16 protein-coding genes and 1 pseudogene are annotated in these 17,012 nt (G+C 71.2%); 9 read left to right on the forward strand and 8 right to left on the reverse strand.

Annotation, left to right across the window (positions count from 1 at the left end):
* Positions 1 to 85: 85 nt before the first annotated feature.
* Both ACXJKD_RS16250 and ACXJKD_RS16255 read right to left on the reverse strand, forming a co-directional pair.
* Positions 86 to 1,393, reverse strand: a pseudogene (locus ACXJKD_RS16250) (DUF11 domain-containing protein); the annotation flags it as partial.
* 290 nt (positions 1,394 to 1,683) lie between these two features.
* Positions 1,684 to 2,880 carry a S53 family peptidase gene (locus ACXJKD_RS16255; protein WP_457255653.1) on the reverse strand — a complete coding sequence of 399 codons (1,197 nt, stop codon included), beginning with the start codon at positions 2,878 to 2,880 and terminating at the stop codon, positions 1,684 to 1,686.
* A gap of 445 nt (positions 2,881 to 3,325) precedes the next feature.
* Here ACXJKD_RS16255 and tig point away from each other — a divergent pair, with 445 nt between their 5' ends.
* Both tig and ACXJKD_RS16265 read left to right on the forward strand, forming a co-directional pair.
* Positions 3,326 to 4,684 carry a trigger factor gene (tig, locus tag ACXJKD_RS16260; protein WP_457255875.1) on the forward strand — a complete coding sequence of 453 codons (1,359 nt, stop codon included), beginning with the start codon at positions 3,326 to 3,328 and terminating at the stop codon, positions 4,682 to 4,684.
* Positions 4,685 to 4,799: 115 nt separating this feature from the next.
* Positions 4,800 to 5,312, forward strand: a complete 513-nt coding sequence (locus ACXJKD_RS16265; RefSeq protein ID WP_457255654.1) for a hypothetical protein — start codon at positions 4,800 to 4,802, stop codon at positions 5,310 to 5,312.
* A gap of 15 nt (positions 5,313 to 5,327) precedes the next feature.
* Here ACXJKD_RS16265 and ACXJKD_RS16270 read toward each other — a convergent pair whose 3' ends face one another.
* Positions 5,328 to 6,416 carry a LacI family DNA-binding transcriptional regulator gene (locus ACXJKD_RS16270; RefSeq protein ID WP_457255655.1) on the reverse strand — a complete coding sequence of 363 codons (1,089 nt, stop codon included), beginning with the start codon at positions 6,414 to 6,416 and terminating at the stop codon, positions 5,328 to 5,330.
* Positions 6,417 to 6,500: 84 nt separating this feature from the next.
* Here ACXJKD_RS16270 and ACXJKD_RS16275 point away from each other — a divergent pair, with 84 nt between their 5' ends.
* From ACXJKD_RS16275 to clpX, 5 genes are all read left to right on the forward strand, one after another.
* Positions 6,501 to 7,727 (forward strand): MFS transporter, encoded by a 1,227-nt coding sequence (locus ACXJKD_RS16275; protein ID WP_457255656.1) that lies wholly within the window; start codon positions 6,501 to 6,503, stop codon positions 7,725 to 7,727.
* Positions 7,728 to 7,840: 113 nt separating this feature from the next.
* Positions 7,841 to 8,476 carry an ATP-dependent Clp protease proteolytic subunit gene (locus ACXJKD_RS16280; protein WP_457255657.1) on the forward strand — a complete coding sequence of 212 codons (636 nt, stop codon included), beginning with the start codon at positions 7,841 to 7,843 and terminating at the stop codon, positions 8,474 to 8,476.
* A 35-nt stretch (positions 8,477 to 8,511) separates the two neighbouring features.
* Positions 8,512 to 9,165 carry an ATP-dependent Clp protease proteolytic subunit gene (locus ACXJKD_RS16285; RefSeq protein ID WP_457255877.1) on the forward strand — a complete coding sequence of 218 codons (654 nt, stop codon included), beginning with the start codon at positions 8,512 to 8,514 and terminating at the stop codon, positions 9,163 to 9,165.
* A 105-nt stretch (positions 9,166 to 9,270) separates the two neighbouring features.
* Complete coding sequence (locus tag ACXJKD_RS16290) at positions 9,271 to 9,438, forward strand: hypothetical protein (RefSeq protein WP_457255658.1); 168 nt, start codon at positions 9,271 to 9,273, stop codon at positions 9,436 to 9,438.
* Positions 9,439 to 9,635: 197 nt separating this feature from the next.
* Positions 9,636 to 10,910: an ATP-dependent Clp protease ATP-binding subunit ClpX gene (gene clpX, locus ACXJKD_RS16295; protein ID WP_457255659.1), complete on the forward strand. Its 1,275-nt coding sequence runs from the start codon at positions 9,636 to 9,638 to the stop codon at positions 10,908 to 10,910.
* A 169-nt stretch (positions 10,911 to 11,079) separates the two neighbouring features.
* Here the strand turns inward: clpX and ACXJKD_RS16300 are convergent, their stop codons facing one another.
* Genes ACXJKD_RS16300 through ACXJKD_RS16320 form a run of 5 tightly spaced genes read right to left on the reverse strand, consistent with a single transcriptional unit; the run spans position 11,080 to position 15,161 of the window.
* Positions 11,080 to 11,601, reverse strand: a complete 522-nt coding sequence (locus ACXJKD_RS16300; protein WP_457255660.1) for a hypothetical protein — start codon at positions 11,599 to 11,601, stop codon at positions 11,080 to 11,082.
* Complete coding sequence (locus ACXJKD_RS16305) at positions 11,601 to 12,977, reverse strand: DUF58 domain-containing protein (protein WP_457255661.1); 1,377 nt, start codon at positions 12,975 to 12,977, stop codon at positions 11,601 to 11,603. The genes ACXJKD_RS16300 and ACXJKD_RS16305 overlap by 1 nt, the downstream gene beginning before the upstream one ends.
* The gene (locus ACXJKD_RS16310) at positions 12,974 to 13,957 is read right to left on the reverse strand and encodes an AAA family ATPase (RefSeq protein ID WP_457255878.1); all 984 of its coding nucleotides are present in this window, start codon (positions 13,955 to 13,957) and stop codon (positions 12,974 to 12,976) included. The genes ACXJKD_RS16305 and ACXJKD_RS16310 overlap by 4 nt, the downstream gene beginning before the upstream one ends.
* Positions 13,958 to 13,959: 2 nt before the next feature.
* A complete protein-coding gene (locus ACXJKD_RS16315) occupies positions 13,960 to 14,451 on the reverse strand; it encodes a hypothetical protein (protein WP_457255662.1) in 492 nt (163 codons plus the stop codon).
* A complete protein-coding gene (locus ACXJKD_RS16320) occupies positions 14,448 to 15,161 on the reverse strand; it encodes a DUF4129 domain-containing protein (protein ID WP_457255663.1) in 714 nt (237 codons plus the stop codon). The genes ACXJKD_RS16315 and ACXJKD_RS16320 overlap by 4 nt, the downstream gene beginning before the upstream one ends.
* 215 nt (positions 15,162 to 15,376) lie before the next feature.
* Between ACXJKD_RS16320 and ACXJKD_RS16325 the strand changes: the two genes are divergently transcribed.
* Together ACXJKD_RS16325 and ACXJKD_RS16330 are read left to right on the forward strand one after the other, a co-directional pair.
* Positions 15,377 to 16,384: a sigma-70 family RNA polymerase sigma factor gene (locus ACXJKD_RS16325; protein WP_457255664.1), complete on the forward strand. Its 1,008-nt coding sequence runs from the start codon at positions 15,377 to 15,379 to the stop codon at positions 16,382 to 16,384.
* On the forward strand, positions 16,381 to 16,989 hold the full coding sequence (locus ACXJKD_RS16330; protein WP_457255665.1) for a TIGR03086 family metal-binding protein: 609 nt from the start codon (positions 16,381 to 16,383) through the stop codon (positions 16,987 to 16,989). The genes ACXJKD_RS16325 and ACXJKD_RS16330 overlap by 4 nt, the downstream gene beginning before the upstream one ends.
* The last annotated feature ends 23 nt before the right edge of the window (positions 16,990 to 17,012 follow it).

A 17,012-nucleotide genomic window follows, 5' to 3' on the forward strand; every position in this document is an offset into this window, starting at 1 on the left:
CCTGCGGCATGGCGACGGACAGCCCCGCCGAGTCGTGGTCGTTCTCGTCCACCCGGTCGTTCGACGACGTGACCACGCCGGCGGTGTTGCTCAGGGACGTGCCCCCCGCCGCCGAGAGCACCCTCGCGGCCACGCGGACCTTGGTGGACTCACCCGCCGCGAGGTCGTCGAGTCTGCAGGTGACCCTGCGACCGGAGACCGAGCACCGGCGGCCGTCGGCCTCGGGGGTCCCTGACACCCGCAGCCCCGCTGGGAGGGGGTCGGTCAGGACGACCCCGCGCGCGGTCGACGGCCCGGCGTTCGACACCAGGATCGTGTAGACGACGTCGTCGCCCACCTCGGCCGTCGAGCTCGGGATGGTTTTGCGGAGGCTCACGTCCGTGTCGACGACGACCCGGGTCGTGACGGTGTCGGCGTTGTCAGCCTCATTCGGGTCGCGCGTGGGGGAGGCGACCGACGCCGTGTTGGTGAGGGCGCCAGTGGCACCTCCCGCGACGAGCGCCCTGATGGTGATGGTGGCCGTCTGTCCGTCGGCGAGGGAGCCGAGCGTGCAGCCGACCGTGTGGTCGATGGTGATCGCTGCACAGGTGCCCAGGGTGGTGGACACGGACGCGTCGAGCAGGAACTCGTCGAGCAGGTCCGTGACCGTGACGCCGGTCGCGGCGAACGGGCCGGGGTTGTGCACCGTGACGGTGTAGGTCGCCCGCCTGCCGGCGACGGGAGCGCGTGGCCTGACCGACGTCAGCAGCGACAGGTCGGCGAACGGGCCGGTCGAGGCCGTCACCGTGTCGGTGTTGTCGGCGGGGTCGGGGTCCGGCGTGGCGCTGCCGACGGTGGCGGTGTTGGAGAGGGCGCCCGTGAAGTCGCCGTCGAGGAGCGCGACCACGCTGATCGTCACCGGCCCGTCGGTGGGGTCCACGGAGCCCAGTGAGCAGCGCACGGTGTGGTCCGCGCCCACGGGTGCGCACGTGCCAGCCGTCGTCGTCACCGTCGCTCCGAACAACGAGACATCGAGGACGTCCTCGACGGTGACCTCCGTGGCCGTCGAGGGGCCGTCGTTGTCGATCGTCAGGGTGAAGGTGACGGCTTGCTCCGGCACCAGCACCTGCGGCGAGACGGTCTTCACGAGGGAGACGTCGGCGGAGGGGGCTGCCGCGGCGAACACCGTGGCGGTCCTTTCAGCGTGCTTCGGCTCGGCGGTGGGCGACTGGACCCGGGCCACCGCCGGGCTCGCTGCCGGCGAGCCGTGGGTCGGCGCGGAGGAGAGCTGAACTGAGGGCGGCACCGCGGCAGCCAGCGCCCGGTCCGCCGGAGCGATGACCGTGACGGCCGTGGTCAGGGCGACGACCAGCACCAGGAAACCTCGTCGGGGAGCCGCAGCCCGACGCCGCATCGAGTACTGGACTGACGGCACAGCGCGAACCCTTCTTCGTCCACTCGACGTCCGTCTGGCGGTGGCGCCGAACAGCGGCCGCCGTTGGCCGTTCGGCACATGCTAGGTGCGAGGTGCGGATGCGCCAATGGTCACTCGTCCCAGCCTTGTCCACTGGCTCCCAACTGCACGCCAACGGGCGTGAACGGCGAGGTTCCGGGTGGATGGGGGAAGGGGACGCGGAGGCATCGGGGACGCCGACGGCCCCGGGGGATCGTCCCCCCGGGGCCGTCAGCGTGACTCGGGACGGGTCAGAACGCCGAGGTGCCGTTCGGCGTGCCGAGTCCGGTCGGGCCGTCCCAGCCGGACTTCGCCGTGCACCACGAGGCGCAGGTGCCGTTGGACCCCGACGTCACGTCGAACAGGCCCGCCGGGTTGGCGTAGGGAAGGGTGTTCGCGTAGCCCGCGGTGTTGCCGCTGAGCGCGTAGACCGAGGCGACGATCGGCGAGGAGAGGCTGGTGCCGCCGTACTGCGCCCACGACGAGGAGGTCCTCGACGTCGGTGCGTAGGTGGCCAGCCCCGTCGCCGGGTCGGCCACGGCCGAGACGTCCGCGATCGCGCGGCCGCTGCAGCTGGTCATCGCCGAGGTCTGACCAGCCGGTGCCGCGTTGAGGGTCGTGCAGCCCGAACCGGCGCCGTTCCAGGCCGACTCCGACCACCCGCGTGCGCTGGAGTCCTTGAGCAGCGACGTGCCACCGATGGCGGTGACGTAGTGCGAGGACGCGGGGAAGCTGCCGCCCTGGTACCCGTTGTCACCGGTCGACGCGGTCACGGCGATGCCGGGGTGGTTGTATGCCGCGCCGTACGAGCTGTCGGCGAGGTCACCACCGCCGTAGCTGTTCGAGATCGCGGCGACGCCGGCCTGCGTGGCTGCGGTGTTCACGGCCGCCCCGAGGTCGGTGAGGCTGGCGCTGTTCGCCTGCACCAGCACGATCTTGCAGCTCGGGCAGGTCGCCGAGACGGCGTCGAGGTCGAGGGCCTGCTCGCCGGCCCAGCCGACGTTGAAGCGGGGGAGTGCCGTCCCGCCCGTCTGGTTGATGATGCGCAGGCAGCCGTTGGCGGTGGTGCAGGCGGACAGGCCCCACTGGGCGCGGTAGGTCCCCAGGTCGCGCTCGGCGTTCGGGTAGCCGTAGGCGTCGACGATCGCGACGGTGCGACCGCCGGCCGACAGCCCGGTCACCTTGTAGGCGCTCTGGATGTCGGTGGGGGTCTTGCCGGAGATGGCATTCGGGGTGACCGGCCTGCCCGTGGGGCTGACTGCCCGGCCATCGGCATCGACCAGCTTGAGGGCGTGGCAGGCCGCGAGGCTGGGTGAGCTCGGCGTCGCGCACACGCGTTGGGCGTGCGCGTGGGGGGAGGGGGCTGCCGAAGCGGCGGTGACCGCGGTCGTGACGAGCCCCAGGGATGCCGAGGCCGCCAACGCGACAGAGAGGATCTGCGTGCGCATACGAGGTGTCTCCTGACGTGGAAGGAGGCGGCCACTACCGCCCCTCGCGTCGAAGACTTGCTCCGAACGCCTTGGCTGGCAATGGATTTCGGCGTCCAACGCTGCTGCTGGCGAAGAAATGGGCATCGCTGGGGAGACCCTTGACGCAAAGTCGTGACGGATGTCATGGGCACTCGGGCCGGCGATGTGGGGCCGGTCCCACGCGGCATACTCCTGAGGCCGGTGGGTCGCCGGTTCGGAGCGTGGGCGTGCAACGGCTACGATGAGGTTTTGGCCCGGTCGCCGCCTGTTGAAGCCGGCGCAGCGGGCCTTCGCATTGCCCCATCACGAGGTGACCGGTGGTGCCCAGCACCACGGGCACGCACCACGCCCCAGCACCACCACCAGCACCACCACCAGCACCACCACCAGCACCATGCCCCCCACGACCTTGGAGTATCCCGCAGTGAAGAGTGCCGTCGAGACCCTGAACCCGACCCGGGTCAAGCTGACCGTCGAGGTGCCGTTCGAGGAGCTCAAGCCGAGCCTCGACGCCGCCTACGCCACCATCGGCTCGCAGATCCAGGTGCCCGGTTTCCGCAAGGGCAAGGTCCCCTCGCGCATCATCGACCAGCGGGTCGGCCGCGGCGCGGTCCTCCAGGAGGCCGTCAACGAGGCCCTGCCGCAGTTCTACGGCCAGGCCGTCGAGGAGAACAAGGTCCGCCCCATCGGTCAGCCCGAGGTCGACGTGACCGAGGTGCCGGCCGAGGACGGCCAGGACCTCAAGTTCACCGTCGAGGTCGACGTGCGTCCCGAGGTCGACCTGCCCGAGGACTTCAGCGGCATCACGGTCGAGGTCGACGAGGCCAAGGCCTCCCCCGAGGACGTCGAGGCGCGGCTCATCGCGCTGCAGGAGCGCTTCGGCACCCTCAAGGGCGTCGAGCGCACCGTCGAGAACGGCGACTTCGTCTCGATCGACCTCAAGGCCAGCATCGGCGACGAGGAGATCGACTCCGTCACGGGGGTCTCCTACGAGGTCGGCTCGGGCAACATGCTCGACGGTCTCGACGAGGCCCTCAGCGGCATGGCCGCCGAGGAGACCAAGTCGTTCACGGCGCCGCTCGCCGGCGGCGACCGCGAGGGCGAGGACGCCGACGTGGTCGTGACCGTGCAGTCGGTCAAGGTCCGCGAGCTCCCTGCGCTCGACGACGACTTCGCCCAGCTGGCGTCGGAGTTCGACACCCTCAAGGAGCTGCGCGAGGACGTCACCAAGCAGGCCGAGCAGGCCGCGAAGTTCGAGCAGGGCGTCCAGGCCCGCGACAAGGTCCTCGACCAGCTGCTCGAGACCATCGAGATCCCCGTGCCGGACGGTGTCGTCGAGGCAGAGGTCAACCAGCACCTCGAGGGCGAGAACCGCCTCGAGGACGACGAGCACCGCGCCGAGGTCGACGCCAACACGCGCAAGGCCCTGAAGGCGCAGTTCCTGCTCGACGCCATCGCCGAGAAGACCGAGGTGAAGGTCGAGCAGCCCGAGCTCATCGAGTACCTCGTGATGTCCGCGCAGCAGTACGGCATGGACCCCAACCAGTTCGCCCAGGCGATCGACCAGCAGGGCCAGGTCCCCGCGATGGTCGCCGAGGTGGCTCGTCGCAAGGCGCTGGCCACGGTGCTCGAGCAGGCCAAGGTCGTCGACACGGCCGGTCAGCCCGTCGACCTCAACGACGTCACTGCGACCGACGTCGCCTCCCAGCTGTTCGAGGGCGGCTCGGAGCACGACCACGAGGGCCACGACCACGGCGACCACGAGGGTCACGACCACGCCTGACCGACCCCCGAACGAGGTCATCCAGCACCAAACAGTAGGTCGCGTCCCCTCCCGGGCACGCGACCTACTGCATTTGGGTGATTTCTTGGAGGCCTGCCGCGCCCGACCATGAGGCATGGACGTCACCAGTTTCCACAAGCTGCGGCTCGCGGTGCAGGAGAATGCCAGCCCGGCAGACCCCGCCCTGGCCACCCACCTGCGGCACGCGCTGCAGGCCGCCCTGTCCGAGAGCCGGCTGTTCGGCGAGGTCGAGCTCGGTCACACCGACGACCTTGACCAGCTGGTCATCGGAGTCTGCCGCTGCGCCGACGGGGTGCTCCCGTGGGAGGCCGGCATGGGCCTGGAGCGGCTGTGGCAGACCGTGGCGGTCGACACGGCCTGGGAAGCGCACCACGTGTCGTGCACGGACAGCCTGATGGACTTCGAGGCCGCGGTGACGGTGGACGACAAGGGTCGCTACATCACCGTGCACGTCGTGGCCGAGCCGTCCGACGCCACCAAGGCGGTCCAGGCGGCCCAGGCCGCCGAGGCAGAGCGGGAGGCCGAGCGACAGGCCCAGCTCGCCGCCGAGGCCGGCGAGGGCGAGTCCGTCCAGGCCCAGCAGAGCGTCAGCATCCTGCGCTCCTGACCCGGTCGGGCTGGCTCAGCCGACCGGCGCCGTGGTCGTGCCGATCCGTAGGTCGGTGCGCTGCACGGCGTCCGCGGGTCGGTCGCCGTCCAACAGGCTGCGCAGCATCTCGCCCATCAGCCGTCCCTTGGCGCCGCCGTGCTGGTCGATGGTCGTCAGCGTGCCCGGGAACCACGGCAGCTCCACGCCGTCGAACCCGGTGACACTCAGGTCGTCCGGCACCCGCAGCCCCAGCTCCTCGGCTGCGCGGACGACCCCCATCGCGAGCAGGTCCGACTGCGCGACGACCGCCGTCGGGCGCTGGGCGGTCGGCACGTCCAACAGCAGGCGGGCGGCGACGGCGCCCTGTTCGACGTCGGGGATCGAGGTCTGCACGAGGCCCGAAGGCGCACGCGGCACCCCGCCCGCGTCGCCGAAGACGTCGAGGAAGCCGAGCGCCCGGTCGCGGGTGTCGGCGAACTCTGCCGCGCCGACGTCGGCCAGGCTGGCCGGCCCGGTCGCGGAGTCGTGCCGCAGCGGCATCATCACGTGCGCCACCCGCCGGTGACCCAGCGACTCCAGGTGCCGGCCCAGCTCGACCGTGGCGCCGCGGTTGTCCAGGGCGAGGTGCGTGATGCGGGGGTCGGCGGGGGAGCCGTCCCCGAGCATCGGTATGCCGCGGGCGGCCAGGTGGTCGACCGCCGGGTTCGTGTCGGGCCCGCACAGCGAGAAGACCACCGCGTCGAGGGCCGTGGCGGACAGCTGGGTGATGGCCCGCTCCGGGGTGCCCGCGGGCTGGGCGATGAGCAGCATCCCGGCGGGGATCTCGTCGAGCACCTGGGAGAGGCCGTCCAGGACGCTGACCGCGAAGGGGTCGCGGAAGGCGTGCAGCAGCCGTCCCTCGACGACGACGCCGACCACGCCGGAGCGCCCCTGCCGCAGTGACGACGCGAGGGGGTCCGGCCCGGCATACCCGAGCTGCTCCGCGGCGGCACGCACGCGGGCGACGGTCTCCGGCGCCACGGGGCCCTTCCCGCTGTAGGCGAGCGACGCCGTCGAGGTGGACACCCCCGCCGCCTGCGCCACGGCGCGCAGGGTGGGACGAGGTTGACGCGGACGGCTCATGGAGGACAGACTATCGAATCGATTCGACCGAATCGATTCGATACGTCAGGACCCTGTCGCAGACCCCTTCCCGAGAGAGCCGTAGTGAGCCAGCCCGCCGCCCCCGCAACCACCCTCGACACCGCCCGCGCGGTCCAGGCTCGCAACGCCGTCTTCATCGTCTTCGCGCTCGCCGGGATCGCGTTCGCGACCTTCGCGTCGCGCATCGCAGACAGCAAGGTGCAGCTCGGACTGAGCGCCGGTGAGCTGGGGCTCACCCTGTTCGCAGCCTCCGCCGGGTCGCTCACGGCGCTGCCGTCGGCGGGTCGCCTCGCGGACCGGCTGGGCGCCACGCGGACCATTCACCTCGGCATGGTGTTCGGGTTCACCGGGCTCGTGATCATCGCGGCCGCCGTCGACGTGTTCGAGTCGCGGTGGGTGATGGCCGTGGGGCTCTACCTGCTCGGCATGGGCGTCGGGGTCTGGGACGTCGCGATGAACCTCGAGGGGGCGGCCGTCGAGCGGTTGCTCGGCAAGACCGTCATGCCGCACTTCCACGCCGCCTTCTCCGGCGGCACCGTGCTCAGCGCCCTGGTCGGAGCCGGGATGTCGTGGGGTTCCGTGCCGCTCCTCGTGCACTTCTCCATCGCCATCGTGGCCTCCGCAGTCCTCGGGGTCTGGGCCCTTCGGTCGTTCCTGCCGCGGGACGTCGAGGTCACGCAGACGGACGAGCAGGAGGCCGCCGCTGCGGCAGGCACCCGGCCGCGGTCGGCCTGGCTGGAGCCGCGGACCCTCATGATCGGGCTGGTCGTCCTGGCCGCTGCCTTCACCGAGGGCACCGCCAACGACTGGATCTCGGTCGCCTTCGTCGAGGGCCACGGGGTGCCCGCGTGGGCCGGGGTGCTGGCCTTCGCCTCCTTCCTCTCGTTCATGACGCTGGGCCGGCTGGTCGGCACCCGGCTGCTCGACACCCACGGGCGCGTCCCGGTCCTGCGCGTCACCTTCGCCCTGGCTGCCGTCGGCTCGCTCATGGTGATCTTCGGACCGGCCTGGCTGGCCTACCTGGGCACGGCGGTCTGGGGTGTCGGCGCGTCGCTCGGCTTCCCGGTCGGCATGAGCGCGTCGGCCGACGACCCGGCCCGCGCCGCCGCCCGCATGTCGGTCGTCGCCACCATCGGCTACACCGCGTTCATCGCCGGTCCGCCGCTGCTCGGCTTCCTGGGCGACCACTTCACCGTGCTGCGGGCCCTGATGGCCGTCACCGGCATGGTGGCGCTCGCGATGCTGGTCATCCCGGCCACCCGCGAGTCGGGCGAGCGTCCAGCTGCCTGAGTCGCCGCCTTGAGTCCTGTGCGCTCAGGGCGAACATGGACCGGATCGGGGACTTCTGCCCACCATGACCGCGTTAGGGTCACTGACAGGCAAGGACCTCAAGTGATGGAGACATGGTGAACGAGATTGTCGGCGCGGGCGAGGGCCCGCAGGGTGGTCTGGACGACCACATCTACAACCGTCTGCTCAAGGAGCGGATCATCTTCCTGGGCTCCGACGTGCGCGATGACAACGCGAACGCGATCTGCGCACAGCTGCTGCTACTCGCCGCGGAGGACCCGAGCAAGGACATCTGGCTCTACATCAACAGCCCCGGCGGCTCCATCTCCGCGGGCATGGCGATCTACGACACGATGAAGTGGATCCCCAACGACGTCGCGACCGTGGCGATGGGCATGGCGGCCTCGATGGGCCAGTTCCTGCTCTCCGCCGGCACCCAGGGCAAGCGCTACGCCACGCCGCACGCCCGCGTGATGATGCACCAGCCCTCCGGCGGCATCGGTGGCACGGCCTCGGACATCAAGATCCAGGCCGAGCAGATGCTCTACGTCAAGAAGCAGATGGCCGAGCTGATCGCCGAGCACACGGGTCAGACCAAGGAACAGATCGAGAAGGACTCCGACCGCGACCGCTGGTTCAGCGCCGAGGAGGCCAAGGAGTACGGCTTCGTGGACCACGTGTTCAGCAGTGCCGCACAGGCCGGTGGCCGCAGCGGCAGCGACGACAACCCGGTCACCGGGGACAAGTGAGGGATCGACACATGAACGCCAACATCAACCCCTCCATGCACTCCGCAGGCCCCGGTGGCCTGCACGTGCCGGGTCCGTCCAGCCGCTACATCCTGCCCCAGTTCGAGGAGCGCACCTCCTACGGCATGAAGCGGCTCGACCCCTACACCAAGCTCTTCGAGGACCGCATCATCTTCCTCGGCGTGCAGGTCGACGACGCGTCCGCGGACGACGTCATCGCCCAGCTGATCGTGCTGGAGTCCCAGGACCCCGACCGCGACATCCTGATGTACATCAACAGCCCCGGTGGCTCGTTCACGGCGATGGCCGCGATCTACGACACGATGCAGTACATCAAGCCCGACGTGCAGACGTTCGTCATCGGCCAGGCCGCCTCGGCTGCCGCGGTGCTGCTGTCGGCCGGCGCCAAGGGCAAGCGGTTCGCCCTCCCGAACGCCCGGATCCTCATCCACCAGCCCGCGCTGGTCGGTGGCGACTACGGCCAGGCGTCCGACATCGAGATCCAGGCCAACGAGGTGCTGCGCATGCGCACCTGGCTCGAGGAGACCTGGGCAGCGCACTCGGGCCGCACCCCTGAGCAGGTCCGCGCTGACATCGAGCGCGACAAGATCCTGTCCGCGGCCGAGGCCGTCGAGTACGGCCTGATCGACGAGGTCCTGCTCTCGCGCAAGGGCACCCTCTCGGACTGACCTGCCCCGGGGCAGCGTCCCCGACCCCGCACCACCGGTATGCCGCCCGCTCACGAGAGCGGGCGGCATACCTGCGTCGGGGGTGGGGAACGGCACACTGGTGAGGTGCGTCCGACCGTCATGAAGCGTGCGCTGCTGGTCGTCCCGCTGGTGTTCGCCTCCCCGGTGTCGGAGCGGGCCTGGCTGGTCCCGCTGCTCGGTGGACTGGCCCTCGCGCTCGTGCTGGGAGTGGCCCTGGTCGTGGTGGTCCAGCGTGGTCGCCGGAGACAGTGACGAGGGGTCGCGGCGGTCCCTCGGCGTGTTGTCCGCCCTCAGCGGACAAGCGCGACGAACCGGCGACTCGACCGTTTCAATGGAGCGAAGGCGGTCTCCTGCGCTGTAGCGTCGGGGCGTTGCCGGTCCGAGGTGGACCGCACACCGTCGGGCAGATTCGTCAGACAGGTTCGTCAGACAGACCGGAGGGACTTCGCGTGGCACGCATGGGAGAGAGCGGCGACCTGCTGAAGTGCTCGTTCTGCGGAAAGAGCCAGAAGCAGGTCAAGAAGCTCATCGCCGGCCCCGGGGTCTACATCTGCGACGAGTGCATCGACCTGTGCAACGAGATCATCGAGGAGGAGCTGGCCGAGTCCTCCGAGCTGGGCCTCGACGAGCTGCCCAAGCCCCGCGAGATCTTCGAGTTCCTCGAGAACTACGTGATCGGCCAGGACGTGGCCAAGCGCGCGCTGGCGGTCGCGGTCTACAACCACTACAAGCGGATCCAGGCGGGCGAGACCGCCGGCAAGAAGGACGCCGAGTCGGTCGACATCGCGAAGTCCAACATCCTGCTGATCGGCCCCACGGGCTGTGGCAAGACCTACCTCGCGCAGACCCTGGCCCGCATGCTGAACGTCCCGTTCGCGATCGCCGACGCGACGGCGCTGACGGAGGCCGGCTACGTCGGCGAGGACGTCGAGAACATCCTCCTCAAGCTGATCCAGGCCGCTGACTACGACGTCAAGAAGGCCGAGACGGGCATCATCTACATCGACGAGGTCGACAAGATCGCCCGCAAGTCCGAGAACCCGTCGATCACCCGCGACGTGTCCGGTGAGGGCGTGCAGCAGGCCCTCCTGAAGATCCTCGAGGGCACCACCGCCTCGGTCCCGCCGCAGGGTGGACGCAAGCACCCCCACCAGGAGTTCATCCAGATCGACACGACGAACGTGCTGTTCATCGTGGGTGGCGCGTTCGCCGGTCTCGAGAAGCTCATCGAGTCGCGCAACGGCAAGAAGGGGCTGGGCTTCGGCTCCGAGCTCCACACGCCCAAGGACCTCGCCGACTCGATCCACGAGGTCATGCCCGAGGACCTCATGAAGTTCGGGCTCATCCCCGAGTTCATCGGCCGCCTGCCCGTCATCACCACGGTGAGCCCGCTCGACCAGGCCTCGCTCGTGACGATCCTGTCGCAGCCGCGCAACGCCCTGGTGAAGCAGTACAAGAAGATGTTCGAGATCGACAACGTCGAGCTCGAGTTCACCGACGACGCCCTCGAGGCCATCGCCGACCAGGCCCTCAAGCGCGGCACGGGTGCCCGCGGCCTGCGCGCGATCATGGAGGAGGTGCTCATGCCGGTGATGTTCGACGTCCCGAGCGACGAGGGCATCTCCCGCGTGGTCGTCAGCCGCGAGGTCGTTCTCGACAACGTGCTGCCGACCATCGTCCGGCGCGACGAGGAGCCCAAGCGCACCCGCAAGCGCTCCGCCTGAGAGGGCGTTCGCCCGCAGTCACCTCGTGAGGGCCGTCCGGTACTCCGGGCGGCCCTCACGGCTGCCCCGGACAGCACCGACTTCTGGCCACGCGTGCTGGGTGTGGAGGGCTTTCCTGCCGCTGCGTGGGGCATGGGTGGCCAGAAGTCGGGGAGGTGGAACGTGTGCGTCAGGGGCGGGGGCGGTCCTCGCGGCTGAGCAGCCAGGTCGCGAACGCGAGCAGCGCGACGGCGGCGATCGCGGCATACGTCAGGGAGACCTGACCCCGGGTGCTCTCCTGCCCGGCGAGCAGCGCCACGGCCCACACCGGCACCGTGGCGGCGGCCACGACGGCGCCACGGCGGGCCCACCGGCGCAGGCTCACGGCCGGGACGGGAGCCGGGCCCGGCAGGCTGGCAGCGAGGCTGGCGGTGAGGTGCAGGACCAGGCCGGACCACGCAGCACCCAGCAGCGCGACCCACGCACCGGTGGTGGTGGGGACGGGGACGGCAGCGGCCCAGTGCAGCGCCTGGGCCCCGAGCAGCACCGTCACGAGCACCGAGTCCGGCTCCACCGCGGCATACCCGGTGAGCGCCACGATGCCGATGGCCACCACGACGATCGGGTGGGGGGACGAGACGAGGGTGAGGACCAGGAAGGTCAGCGACGCCCCGCAGAGCAGACCGCGCAGGACGAGCTGGGAGCGCGACATCAGCGGCTCACCACCCTCGGGGCGCGCGACCGACGGTGGAGGTCGCGGAGCACGAGGTCGAGCGTGCCCGGTCCGGCCCACGGGACGATCGGCACGCCCGCCTCGCGCGCCCTCGTCATCTCTCGGTGGCGCTCGAGCAGCCGCAGCCGCCAGGCCAGCCGGGTCTCCGTGGGGTGCTCCTGCGCGGTCGAGGCGAGCTGMGCCAGCGACTCCTGGGGGATGTCGGGGGAGGCCAGGCCCGAAGGCAGCGTGTCGACCGTGATGACGGAGATGCCGCGCCTGGCCAGGGMGACCGCGTGGGCGAGCACCTCGGGAGAGACGGCCGGGGTGAGGATGATGGCGAGGGTGCCGGCCGAGACGTGGTGTCGCAGCTGGGACCGGAGGCGCTTCTCGTCGCTCACGGTGCCGTCGGCGACGGTGACGCGGGCCAGCACGTCGAGCAGGCGGCGAAGGTGGTTGCTCCCGGCGGCCGCGGTGACGTGAGGGGTGTCGCGGGACCCGAGCACGAGGAGCCCGACGCGGTCGCCGCTGCGCAGGTAGTGCTCCGCGATCGCGCCCGCGGCTCGCACGGCGTTGTCGAGGCTGCTGCTCGACCCCTCGATGCCGGTGCTCTGCCCGATGTCGTGCATGGCATCGACGAGCAGGAGGATCTCGGTGTCCTGGTCGGCGTGGGTCGCGGTGACGTGCAGCTCGCCGGTGCGCACCGAGACCGGCCAGTGCACCCGGCGGAGCCGGTCGCCGAACCGGAACGGCCGGATCTGGTCGAGCTCGCCGCCGGAGCCCTGGTGGTGGGAGCGGTTCTGGCCGACCAGGCCGTCGGGGTGAGGCACGGGCACCCGGGCCGAGAAGGTGTCGGGGAGCGGGACGGTCGGGATGGCCGGCAGGGACACCGACTGCGGCTCCCACCGAAAGGCGCCGAACGGCCCACTCACGGCGAGGATCGCCGGCCCGAGGGGGCGCCGACCCCAGCGCGTGCTCCGGCAGATGACCTCGAGGGAGCGGGGCTGGTCGTCACCGCCGAAGGCCGCGGCGATGGCTCGGTGTCCGGGGGTGAACTCGGTGTGCGGGGTCGGCAGGAGCGCGAGGCCGGCCTCCTCGACCCCTGCGCCGGGCGAGATCGTGGCCTGCCACCTGGTCGCCTGTCCCTCCCGCAGGAGGGGGTGGACCAGCCTGGCGACGACGGTCGGGGTGGCCTTGGGGCGGGTGACGGTGGCCCACAGCCCGACGACGAGCAGCGGGGCGCCGATCACCAGGGCGTCCGGACGGCGCAGCAGGACGCCGATCCCCGCCAGCAGCAGCCCCAGGAACAGCGCCCGGAGGTGGGCCGAGGTCACGCGCCAGCGCGCCTCCAGCGGGCGCCCGGGTGTGGTGGTCACGGACGCTCGAAACCAGTCCGCGGGCCGGTTGCCGTGGCCGCCGGGGTCGGCACCGAGGACAGCACGCTGTCGACGACGCTGGCCGCGGAGACGTCGTTCATCCACAGCTCGGGACGCACGGTGACGCGGTGGTCGAGGGCCGCGTGCGCCACCGCCTTGACGTCCTCGGGGGTGACGTAGTCGCGGCCGCGCAGCACGGCATACGCGCGGGACGTCAGCAGGAGGGCGAGCGAGGCGCGCGGCGAGGCGCCCATGAGCAGGTTCTGGTGGGTGCGCGTCGCTCCGACGAGCCGCACGCAGTACTGGCCGACGCCCTCGTCGACGGTGACGGTCTCGACGGCCCGCTGCATCTCGATGAGGCCCGCACCGTCGGTCACGCTGGCGACCACCTGGGCCTCCTGCTGGCGCGCCATCCGCCGCTGGAGGACCTCCCACTCGTCGGCAGCGCTCGGGTAGCCGAAGCTCACCCGCAGCAGGAACCGGTCGAGCTGCGCCTCGGGAAGCGGGTAAGTCCCTTCGTACTCAACGGGATTCGCCGTGGCGAGCACGTGGAACGGCTTGGGCAGCACGAAGGTCTCGCCCTCGACCGTCACCTGACCCTCCTGCATCGCCTCGAGCAGCGCGGACTGGGTCTTGGGAGGCGTCCGGTTGATCTCGTCGGCGAGCAGCAGCCCGGTGAACAACGGCCCCTTGCGGAAGGTGAACTCGTGGCTGCGCTGGTCGTAGAGGAACGAGCCGGTCAGGTCGCTGGGCAACAGGTCGGGGGTGAACTGGGCCCGCGCGAAGTCGAGCCCCAACGCCTGCGCGAACGATCGTGCCGCCAGCGTCTTGCCAAGCCCGGGGAAGTCCTCCATCAGCACGTGGCCACCGGCCAGGATGCCGGACAGCACGATCTCCAGGCTCTGGCGCTTGCCGACGACGGCGCGTTCGACCTCGGTGAGGATGGCGGTCGCGCGTGCGGCGACCTCGTCGAGGGTCAGGGTCACGAGAGCTCCTCCAAGGTGGTGGTGAACGCCGCGAGCTGGGCGGCGGTGAGGCGGGTGGTCGGGGGTGCGGCGAGGTATGCCGCGAGGTCGCGACCCAGGACCGCGCCAGCGTCGGTCATGGTCCCGTCGCCGCGGCTGCGGAGCCGTTCGGTGGCCAGGCTGCTGAGCGTGGCGTGGAGTCGGGCGCTCGGGACGGGGGCGCCGGAGCCGGCCTCGCGCACGTCCGTGGCGAGCCTGCTGATCCGGGAGTCGACGCCGCGGGCCGTGGCCGTGTCGGTGAAGGTGTTGTCCCAGTCCGTCGACTGGCGTGCCTGCCAGAGCCACTGGGCCACGATCGCCAGCGCCGCGACCAGCCCGGTGGAGGCGATCAGCAGGCCGACGTTGCCCAGGGCAGACACCGACACCGCGAGGGCGCCGATGACCACGGTGACGCCGAGGACGACGAGGAAGAGCTGGGCCGGCGAGCGGCCCGCGAGACGGCGGATCACCGGGTGACGGTCCTCTCCTGGGCGAGTCGCGCCATGGTGCGCCGGAGGTCGGCCTGCACCTGCACCAGGGCGTCGCGGGCGGAGGTCCGGTGCTCCTCGCCGATCGGGTGGGCGGAGAACCGGGCCTCGCGGTAGAGCGCTGCGAGTGTCTCGAGGGGCGCGCGGTCGACCCGGTGGGAGCGCAGGACGGCCGTGACGAGCTCGGCTGAGGTGCGAGAGTCGTCGTCCCTGACGCCGGCGGCGCGGCACGCGTCCTCCATGGCCACCCAGGCGGCGATGACGGCGTTGGCCGGCGCGCCATGGGACAGCTGGCGCTCTCCCTCGAGCGCGGCCTCGAGGAGCGCTTCCGGCACGACGTCGACCGAGCCCACCAGGTCCGCGGTGACCTCGCGCGTGCGCCAGCGGTCGAGCAGCGCCCTGCCGATGGCGACCAGCACGATGACGATGACGACCACGAGCACGATCTTCATGGCGAGCTCGACGAGGGTGACGAGCCACGGGTCGGCATGGTGGACATCCGCGCCCTTGAGACCTCGTCCGGTGGGCAAGGGGTTGGCGCCCGGCCCGAAGTCCTCGCCGGGGGCGCTCGACTCCTTGCCGGAGAAGTCCTTGCGCGCGAAGACGCCCACCGGACCGGCTGCGGAAACCCAGGCAGCCAGCAGCAGCGTCGCCCCTGCCCCCACACCCACTGCCACACCACGCTGGTTCACGATGGTCGACCCTAGCAACGGCTCCCGTGGTGGCGAGCGAGCACGGCAAATCCCCTCCGATTCGTGACGAACCGATGAGTTTGCGCGACCACCGGAGTCTGCCTTGATGTCGCACCGGTGTGGTTGTCGTACCGGTGTGGTTGTCGTACCGGTGTGCCTAAGGTGGGCACGGTGTTCAGGGCAGGCCCAGTGGTCGGACGACGGAGGAGGACCCGATGACCGAGGTGCGCGAGCGGGTGGACGTGCAGGACTTCCCGGAGGCCGCCGACGGCTACCGGCGCGAGCTGACCGCCCACTGCTACCGGATGACGGGTTCGATCCACGACGCCGAGGACCTCGTGCAGGAGACCTACCTGCGCGCCTGGCGCGCCTACGCGGCGTTCGAGGGCCGGTCGTCGGTGCGCACCTGGCTCTACCGGATCGCCACGAACGTGTGCCTCACGGCGCTCGAGGGCAAGGACCGCCGCCCCCTCCCGGCCGGGCTGGGTACGCCGTCGAGCGACGCGGCCGACCGGCTCGTTGAGTCGACCGAGGTGTCCTGGCTGGAGCCGGCGCCTGACCCGTTGGTCGCGGGTGACGCCAGTGACCCGGCGACGATCGTCGCGCAGCGAGAGAGCATCCGGCTCGCGTTCGTCGCGGCCCTCCAGCACCTGCCCGCCCGCCAGCGCGCGGTGCTGATCCTGCGCGACGTCCTGCGCTGGAAGGCCTCCGAGGTCGCCGAGGCGTTGGAGACGAGCGAGGCCGCGGTCAACAGCGCCCTGCAGCGCGCGCACGCCCAGATCGCGAAGGCGAAGGTGAGCCAGGACGAGGTCCACGCCGAGCTGGACGCCGCCCAGCAGGAGCTGCTCGACCGCTACGTCAAGGCGTTCTGGGACAAGGACGTGAACGCCATCGTCGCCATGCTCACCCGTGAGGCCGTCTGGGAGATGCCGCCCTTCACCGGCTGGTACACCGGCGCCGAGAACATCGGCCGCCTGATCGACACCCAGTGCCCCGGGGAGCGCCACGACATGCCGATGGTGGCGACCAGCGCCAACGGCCAGCCGGCCTTCGGTCTCTACATGCGCCAGCCCGACGGCACGTTCACGCCCTTCCACCTCCAGGTGCTCACCCTCGAGGCCTCGGGTGGGGTCAGCCACGTCGCCGCCTTCTTCGACCTGACGCTCTTCGAGACCTTCGGTCTGCCCGCCTCACTCCCGGCCGGCTACTCCGGCCCGACGTGAGGCAGCAGGTGTCCAGCGCGGCCGGCCAGAGCCGGCCACCGCGGGCCGTCGAGCTACTCGAGCGGGCGATCGGCTACACCCGGGCCAGCTTGGTCCTCGTGACCGAAGCCGACCTCGGGCGCCGCACGCCGTGCCGTGGGTGGCTGCTCCACGACCTGCTCACCCACATGGACGACTCGCTGGAGGCGATGGCGGTGGCGGCGCAGGCCACCTCGCTCAGCCTCGTGCCGTCCGTCCCGCCGACCGAGGGCACCGACCTGCTCGACAGCATCTGCCACCGGGCCCGGGGGCTGCTCGCCCACTGGCACCCGGTGGAGGAGGTGCCGGACGGCCCGGTGGGCCTGGGTGACCTGAGCCTGTCGCGGGACCTCCTCGGCGCGGTCGGGGCGCTGGAGATCGTCCTGCACGGCTGGGACGTCGCCGAGTCGATCGGCCAGCCGCGCTCGATCCCCCCGGGGCTGGCGATGGACCTGTGGCCGGTGGCCCGCGACCACATCACCGACGCCGACCGGCCGGTCCGGTTCGGTCAGCCGGTCCAGGTGTCGGACTGGGCGACCCCGGCTGCGAGGCTGCTCGCCCACGCCGGGCGGTCGACCCGCTGGTGACCGGGCGCGCCGTTGGTGGAAGT

It is taken from the genome of Pedococcus sp. P5_B7 (assembly GCF_054049895.1).